This window comes from Maribacter sp. (genome assembly GCF_039968975.1).
Lineage (GTDB): Bacteria > Bacteroidota > Bacteroidia > Flavobacteriales > Flavobacteriaceae > Maribacter.
In genome coordinates this window covers 1-7,211 of record NZ_JBDVOT010000135.1, presented here as the reverse complement: position 1 = coordinate 7,211, position 7,211 = coordinate 1, and the positions used below count along the sequence as shown (strand labels likewise).

The 7,211-nt window shown below is 35.1% G+C and carries 8 protein-coding genes; 4 read left to right on the top strand and 4 right to left on the bottom strand.

The annotated features are described in order from the left end of the window. Positions 1-578: hydroxymethylbilane synthase (gene hemC, locus ABJI11_RS08770; RefSeq protein WP_348351313.1), on the bottom strand; the 578-nt coding region annotated here is incomplete at its 3' end. Further along, positions 575-1,831, bottom strand: coding sequence for a glutamyl-tRNA reductase (hemA, locus tag ABJI11_RS08765; RefSeq protein WP_348351311.1), 1,257 nt, complete (start codon positions 1,829-1,831; stop codon positions 575-577). The genes hemA and hemC, both read right to left, overlap by 4 nt. A gap of 191 nt (positions 1,832-2,022) precedes the next feature. On the opposite strand from hemA, the gene ABJI11_RS08760 reads away from it, so the two are divergent. Next, the gene (locus tag ABJI11_RS08760; protein ID WP_348351309.1) at positions 2,023-2,913 is read left to right on the top strand and encodes an AraC family transcriptional regulator; all 891 of its coding nucleotides are present in this window, start codon (positions 2,023-2,025) and stop codon (positions 2,911-2,913) included. Between the two features lie 4 nt (positions 2,914-2,917). Here ABJI11_RS08760 and ABJI11_RS08755 read toward each other — a convergent pair whose 3' ends face one another. Both ABJI11_RS08755 and ABJI11_RS08750 read right to left on the bottom strand, forming a co-directional pair. After that, positions 2,918-3,757, bottom strand: a complete 840-nt coding sequence (locus tag ABJI11_RS08755) for an N-acetylmuramoyl-L-alanine amidase-like domain-containing protein (RefSeq protein WP_348351307.1) — start codon at positions 3,755-3,757, stop codon at positions 2,918-2,920. Between the two features lie 9 nt (positions 3,758-3,766). Then, positions 3,767-4,837, bottom strand: coding sequence for a mechanosensitive ion channel domain-containing protein (locus tag ABJI11_RS08750; protein ID WP_348351305.1), 1,071 nt, complete (start codon positions 4,835-4,837; stop codon positions 3,767-3,769). 177 nt (positions 4,838-5,014) lie between these two features. Between ABJI11_RS08750 and hemH the strand changes: the two genes are divergently transcribed. The 3 genes from hemH to ABJI11_RS08735 form a co-directional block, all read left to right on the top strand. Continuing rightward, positions 5,015-6,058 carry a ferrochelatase gene (gene hemH / locus ABJI11_RS08745; RefSeq protein WP_348351303.1) on the top strand — a complete coding sequence of 348 codons (1,044 nt, stop codon included), beginning with the start codon at positions 5,015-5,017 and terminating at the stop codon, positions 6,056-6,058. Between the two features lie 29 nt (positions 6,059-6,087). Further along, the gene (locus ABJI11_RS08740; RefSeq protein WP_348351301.1) at positions 6,088-6,861 is read left to right on the top strand and encodes a DUF3050 domain-containing protein; all 774 of its coding nucleotides are present in this window, start codon (positions 6,088-6,090) and stop codon (positions 6,859-6,861) included. Between the two features lie 41 nt (positions 6,862-6,902). Then, a partial coding sequence (locus tag ABJI11_RS08735) for an MATE family efflux transporter (protein ID WP_348351299.1) occupies positions 6,903-7,211 on the top strand: 309 nt, incomplete at its 3' end.

Below are 7,211 nucleotides of genomic sequence, written 5' to 3'. Positions count from 1 at the left end.
CCTTGTGCAGGTGCAGGTAACATCCAAGTAAGTCCGATGGTGTTTTCTGGCTCTAAACCAATACGTTCCAAACCGGCAGCGGCAAAAATAGCACCGTTCCATTCGTTGTTGTACAACTTTTCTAAACGGCTATTTACATTTCCTCTTAAATCTACTATGGTATGTGTTGGGTATCTGTTTAGCCATTGGGCTTGTCTTCGCAAACTTCCGGTAGCTATGATAGCATCACGAGAACCTAAAAATTCTTCATTTTCCTTAAATGCCATGATGTCCATGTAATTGCCACGCTTTAAAACAGCAGCTTTTACAATTCCTTGTGGCAGGGCAGTTGGTACATCTTTCATGGAGTGTACCGCAATGTCAATATCACCATTAATCATGGCAACGTCTAACGTTTTTGTAAAAACGCCGGTAATTCCCAATTCATATAAGGGTTTGTCAAGAATTAAATCTCCGGTAGATTTTACCGGTACTAACTTTACTTTATACCCTAAATTTTGTAGTTGATCTTTTACGGTATTCGCCTGCCATAGCGCTAATTCGCTATCGCGTGTGCCTAATCGTATTACTTTACTCATTGTTCGTCCAATTCTAATTGAAATACTTTTTGGATAAATTCTAAACTTGAATTGGAATCTACCGTGTCATCCTTTAGATGATTTGCAAATTGTTTGGTTATTTTTTGAATGATGCGGTTGGTCACTACATCTGCCTGATGCGAATTAAAATCGACCGTTTTTTTAGATTGGTAGTCCAGCTCTTCATCTTTAATAGTCTTCAATTTTTGTTTTAAAGCTTTAATAACCGGGGCAAATTTTCTAGTCTCTAACCATTGGTTGAAATCGTTCTTCACCTCTTCATTAATAGCTTCTGCCTCTGGAATAAATTGCTTTCTACGCTCTAACGTTTCATCTGTCATTTGAGATAAATGATCTAAATGAATTACAGTAACATTATCCATTTCTGAAACGCTGGCGTCTACATTTTTTGGTACCGATAAATCTAGAATCAATAAAGGTTTATTGGTGTAAATCAATTCTTTGGTAATCGTTGGTTTTTGTGCACCTGTGGCAACTACCAAAATGTCTGAAGTTCTTATTTCTGATTGTAAATCTCCATAATCCTTTACCTTAAGGTTGAACTTACCGGCAATTTGCTCAGCTTTTCCTTTTGTTCTATTGATTAAGGTAATATGCGGATTTTTGGTGTGCTTTATTAAATTTTCGCACGTATTACGACCAATTTTTCCTGTTCCGAATAAGAGAATGTTCTTTTTCGATACATTTTCTACATTACGCATTATGTACTGTACAGATGCAAATGCTACGGATGTTGCGCCAGATGAAATTTCTGTTTCATTCTTAATGCGCTTGCTTGCTTGTATTATGCTATTACAAAGACGTTCTATAAACGGATTGGCAATACCCAATTCTTTAGAACGTTTAAAACTTTGCTTTAATTGACTTATGATTTCAAAATCGCCAAGTATTTGGCTATCCAATCCTGTTCCCACGCGAAAAAGGTGGTTGATAGCTTCTTTATTTTTATATACATATGCAACTTCTTGAAAAGCTTCGACAGTTCCGTTAGAGTGGTCACATAGTAATTTTATAAGTTGAAAAGGATGTTGGGCAAAACCGTGCAACTCTGTTCTGTTGCAAGTGGATGTTGCCAATAACCCATCTATGCCCTGATTTTTAGCTTCTTCTAAAAGTGACTTAACAGCCACTTCGTCTAAACTAAATTTACCACGAGCCTCAGCATCAGCCTTTTTGTAGTTAAGTCCAATGGTGTAAAAAGAGTTATGTTTAGAAATGTGATAGTTCTTCATAAAGCGGGTACAAAAATATGAGCATCCATTCAATAAAAACAACGCTAGAGGTACAATTAATGTCGTCTGCCGAATTTTTGGTCAAAATATGACATTTATCAGTTTATTAGTCATAATTTTATGGTGGTTTCGATGATTGATAAAATTTTATTTAGATGCTTTCTAAATAGATATAAAATAAATTGAAGAAAATGGATATAGAAAATAACGCTCAAGGGTCATATGAAGAGGTGTTGATAGAGGACGGATTTTACGTGCTAAAATTTCAGAATGAGGAAGATACAGCAGTACAATACGGCCGTGATATTAACAAACGCTTTATTCAATTTCACTTCTGTTTAAAGGGTAGTGGTTCTTATAATTTTAATCAAGGTAATTATAGTTTAGATGTAAAAGAGGAAAACTCTTTATTGCTGTATAACACACAGTTAGATCTACCGTTGAATTTAAATCTTAATCCGAAATCATCTTTGGTTTCTGTGGTAATGACCTTGCGGAAATTTCATTCTTTATTTACGGCAGAGGCAGATTATATACCATTTTTAAGTGCTGATAACAAAGAGAAGAAATATTATTCTCAAGAGCCCTTTTCCCCGTCTATAGCAGTAATTTTAAGTCAGATCGTGAATTACAATTTACACCCTTCCATAAAATCACTTTATGTAAAAGGTAAGATATATGAATTAATAGCCTTGTATTTTAATAGAAGCCCCAATGCAGATATTGAGCAATGCCCTTATTTAGCAGATGAGGAAAATGTAAAGAAGATAAAAAGGGCTAAAGAGATTATTCTGGCGAATATGGCAGAACCACCAACATTGGCAGAATTATCAAGTGAGGTAGGCTTAAGTTTAAAACGATTAAAAGAAGGTTTTAAGCAAATTTATGGTGATTCGGTTTATAGCTTTTTATTTGATCATAAGATGGATTATGCGAAGCGACTTTTAGAAACCGGTCAGTATAATGTCAATGAAATTGGGCTTAAAGTAGGGTATAGTACCTCTAGTCACTTTATAGCTGCTTTCAAGAAAAAGTATAATACCACACCAAAGAAATATTTATTGGCGCTTGCAGGAAGCTAAGTTTTTAAAGAGGTCTGGCAACCATGATACCTGTATTGCTTTTTATCCCTTTTAGATAATCGGCTAATGGTAATTTAGATACTTCGACCTCCATTGACCCTGTGGATGCATGTAGTAAGTGAATTCTACCATCCTTTTCACGGGTAGCAATGCCTGTATGAGTAACATCTAATCCGTTGATAGAAGTTGCTAAAGCAATGATGTCCCCAGATTGAATAAGATGTTCATTTTTGGTAATTTCATCTTGTGCCAAAACACAAATGGCTTGATTATTTAAATAGTTCTCAGAAGCTTTAATTTTTGAGTAATTGATGTCATCAGCCAAAAACGGATACAGATCTCTATGGGTACTCATGAAATTGATATCCTTTGTGATTTCTGTGCCGCCAATTTCGCCTGTTATATCTTTTAAAAGTCCTTTTTCGGCATTGTTGGCAATCCATTCAGAAAAGTAATGTAAACGTGATGCGTAACCGTCTAGTTCGCCATCTTTATATCTAATCACTTCTAAGTTTTTTACGAATGCATCAAAAGACAGGTCTTTTTGTCTTAATAGCTTAGAAAGGTCCAATACATTCTCAACAAATGTGGTACAATCTAACCCGTGTAGATTAACGACCAATGTTTCTGTATTACCAATTTCAAGGGTCTTAGCTACATATGGGGTCTTCATAAACGACTTGCCAACGCTCACCATTGTTTCACCGAAATTGCCATCGTACATTCCGTCGATTTCTACAAGTTTGTTTTCAACAGCAGCTTTATCTTTTGGGGAGCAAGTGATTTGTTGGGCTTTAACTGCAAGGCATGTAGTTAGAAAAAGAAAAAGAAATTTATACTTCATAAGGCTAAATTATGAATTGTTATTCTCATCGGTTGACTTTTCCAACAAAACCCTATTCCTAGCAATACTCTCTGGATAGTTTTGTTGCAAGAAAGTAATCAATTTTTCACGGACAAGAACACGTAAATCCCAAGCGGTAGGAGAGTCTTTGGCACTCATTAACGCTCTAATTTCTACGCTATCCTGTTTGCTTTCTGTTACTTGAAGAACATTTACTTCTTTATCCCAAAGGTCTGTGCTTTCTAAAATTTTGGTCAACTCTTCACGTAGCGCATCAAATGAGACGTTGTAGTCGGTATACAAGAAAACAGTGCCAAGGATATCAGATGAGGTTTTGGTCCAATTTTGAAAAGGCTTATCAATAAAGTAAGGCGTGGGTACAATCAACCTTCGTTTGTCCCAAATTTTTACCACAACATAGGTTAGAGTTATTTCTTCAATACGGCCCCATTCGCCTTCTACAATGACAACATCATCTATTTTAATAGGTTGCGCAATGGCAATTTGAATACCTGCTAAGACAGTACCAATCATTTTTTGAGCAGAGAAACCAATGATAATACCGGCAACACCTGCAGAAGCAAAAATACTTACACCTAATTCCCGTATGCTTTCAAAGCTCATAAGAGCGGCACCCATGGCCAATATGACTATGGTGAAAATTAATATTCGTTCAAGAATATTAAATTGTGTATATATCTTACGTGCCTTTAAATTATTTTCTACGTGAACGTCATAATTACTAATGACTATTTTTTTGATAATTTTTAAAAGGTTTAATAAAAGCCAGGTAAAAGAGAATATGAATAAAATAGTACTGGTCTTTTTAAAGAAGTATTCATGCTCAGTTAAATTTAATAAGGTCCTTAAGGATTCTGAACGAACTAGTATAGAGATGAAAATGAAAAAAATGGGTCGGCTAAGTTTTTTGAAAATGCCTTCTGGTAACAGATACTTAGGGTCTTTCCCAAATTTTCTAAGGAAATAGGAAATTAACCAGTAGGAGAAAAGTATAGCTATAATAGATATTAAAAATAGATATAGCTCATTTTTAGGTACGGTATCAAAAATTGTATTCATTGAGAAATGTGTTATAGTTTTTGATGAATTACAACTTACTAAATTTAAACAGCACTAAAAATTAATTAGGTAGTTATTAGTTTGCTTTATGAGAGTATAGAAAAACTATTGTCGAAAATTAAAATATCATCGATTTGCAAGTGTTATTTTTGCAATCGAATAACAAACACATACGCTATGAAAGGAGTATTATTGGTTAATTTAGGTTCGCCAGATAGCCCAACACCAAAAGATGTTAAGCCTTATTTAGATGAATTTTTAATGGACGAGCGTGTTATTGACGCGCCTAAATGGTTAAGAACTATTCTAGTAAGAGGAATTATTTTGCAGACCAGACCTAAGAAATCTGCTGAAGCGTATGCTAAAATATGGTGGGAAGAGGGTTCTCCGCTAGTCGTTATTTCTGAACGTTTCTCAAATAAATTGAAAACACAGACAGAAATGCCTGTTGCCTTGGGTATGCGTTATGGTACTATGAGCATTAAAAATGCCATGCAAGAGTTAAAAGATAAAGGTGTTGATGATGTGCTTTTAGTGCCTTTGTATCCGCATTATGCCATGTCTAGTTTTGAGACGGTAGTCGTAAAAGTGTTAGAAGAGCAAGAGGCTTCTTTTCCAGAAATGAAAATTACTACGCTACCTGCCTTTTATAAGCATCCAGAGTTTATCAAGGTGCTTTCAGAAAGTATAAAAGACGGATTAGAAGGGTTTGATTACGATCATATTTTGTTTTCATATCATGGTATTCCAGAACGTCATATTCGCAAAAGCGATCCAACCAGTTTTCATTGTAAAATAGATGGTACTTGCTGTAATGTAAATTCTGTTGCCCATAATACTTGTTATAGACATCAGGTTTATGATACTACAGAAATGGTAAAGGCTTATTTAGGTTTAAAGGAAGAGCAAGTTAGTTCTTCGTTTCAATCTCGTTTGGCAGGTGATCCATGGTTAAAGCCGTATACAGATTATGAGTTTGAAAGACTGGCAAAAGAAGGTAAGAAAAAGTTGGCGGTTATAACTCCTGCTTTCGTTAGTGATTGTTTAGAAACCTTAGAAGAAATTGCAATGGAAGGTAAAGAGCAGTTCATGGAAGCTGGTGGTGAAGATTATAAACATATTCCATGTATGAATGATAGTGATGCCTGGGTAAGTGTAATGGCAAAATGGGTAAATAATTGGCAAGTAACTGATAAGTTAGACGTTGCGCCAAGTACATAACACTATTAAAATTCTTAGAAATCACTGCTATGAGAATCGAAGAAATTGAAACTATATTAGATCCGTTAAGGGAGAAATTAAGAAACCATCAGCTTTATAATGAGCTAAATTCGGTATCTGATATTCGTATATTTATGGAGAGCCATGTTTATGCGGTATGGGATTTTATGTCTTTGCTAAAAGCACTCCAGATTAACCTTACGTGTACAACATTACCATGGAAACCGGTTTCTAACACAAATACTGCTCGGTTTATTAATGAGATTGTTCTTGAGGAAGAAACTGATGTTAATGAGTTGGGAGTTTTAAAAAGTCATTATGAAATGTATTTGGATGCCATGGTCGAGGTTGGTGCAGATATTACTGAAATAACAGACTTTCTTACTAGAATTGAAAACTTGGAAACTGTTCTTGAAACAATAGAAAATTCTGATTTAAGTGTTGCCGTTAAATCATTTTTAAATTTCACTTTTGAAACGATTAAAACACAACAGCCTCATAAAATTGCGGCCGCCTTTACATTTGGTAGAGAAGAGTTAATACCAGATATGTTCTTGAAAATTGTTGATCAGGCGGGAAAAGATGCATACCCTAAACTGGAATACTATTTAAGAAGGCATATTGAGTTAGATGGAGATGAACATGGTCCACTTTCGTTAAAAATGATTCAAGAATTGTGTGGAGAAGATGAGGCTAAATGGCATGACGTTTTAGAATGTTCTGAAAAAGCCTTACAACAGCGCATTAACTTATGGGACCATATTGCAAAGGCAATTAAAAAGAATAAAGAGATTACGGTTTAGCAATTTAATCTAGATATATAATTAATTAAAAAACTAAACTAATGGCAAACGTTTCCGCAGAACAATTAGGTACGGAATCTATATCAAGTTTGCTCATTAAACAGGCGTTGCCAGCTAGTATCGGTATTCTTGTAATGTCGCTAAATGTTCTGGTCGATTCCATTTTTGTAGGTAATTGGATCGGTTCTATCGCTATTGCGGCAATCAACGTAGTTTTGCCAATTTCGTTTTTTATAGGGGCTTTGGGTATGGCTATCGGTATTGGTGGTGCCAGTATTATCTCTAGGGCATTAGGTGCTAATAATAAGGAGAAAGCGATACGAACATTTGGTAACCAAATTTCGTTTACC

Coding starts and splice junctions, on each gene's coding strand:
- ABJI11_RS08760 (WP_348351309.1), top strand. CDS start 2,023: ATGGATATAGAAAATAACGCTCAAGGGTCATATGAAGAGGTGTTGATA.
- ABJI11_RS08740 (WP_348351301.1), top strand. CDS start 6,088: ATGAGAATCGAAGAAATTGAAACTATATTAGATCCGTTAAGGGAGAAA.
- hemH (WP_348351303.1), top strand. CDS start 5,015: ATGAAAGGAGTATTATTGGTTAATTTAGGTTCGCCAGATAGCCCAACA.
- hemA (WP_348351311.1), bottom strand. CDS start 1,831: ATGAAGAACTATCACATTTCTAAACATAACTCTTTTTACACCATTGGA.
- ABJI11_RS08755 (WP_348351307.1), bottom strand. CDS start 3,757: ATGAAGTATAAATTTCTTTTTCTTTTTCTAACTACATGCCTTGCAGTT.
- ABJI11_RS08750 (WP_348351305.1), bottom strand. CDS start 4,837: ATGAATACAATTTTTGATACCGTACCTAAAAATGAGCTATATCTATTT.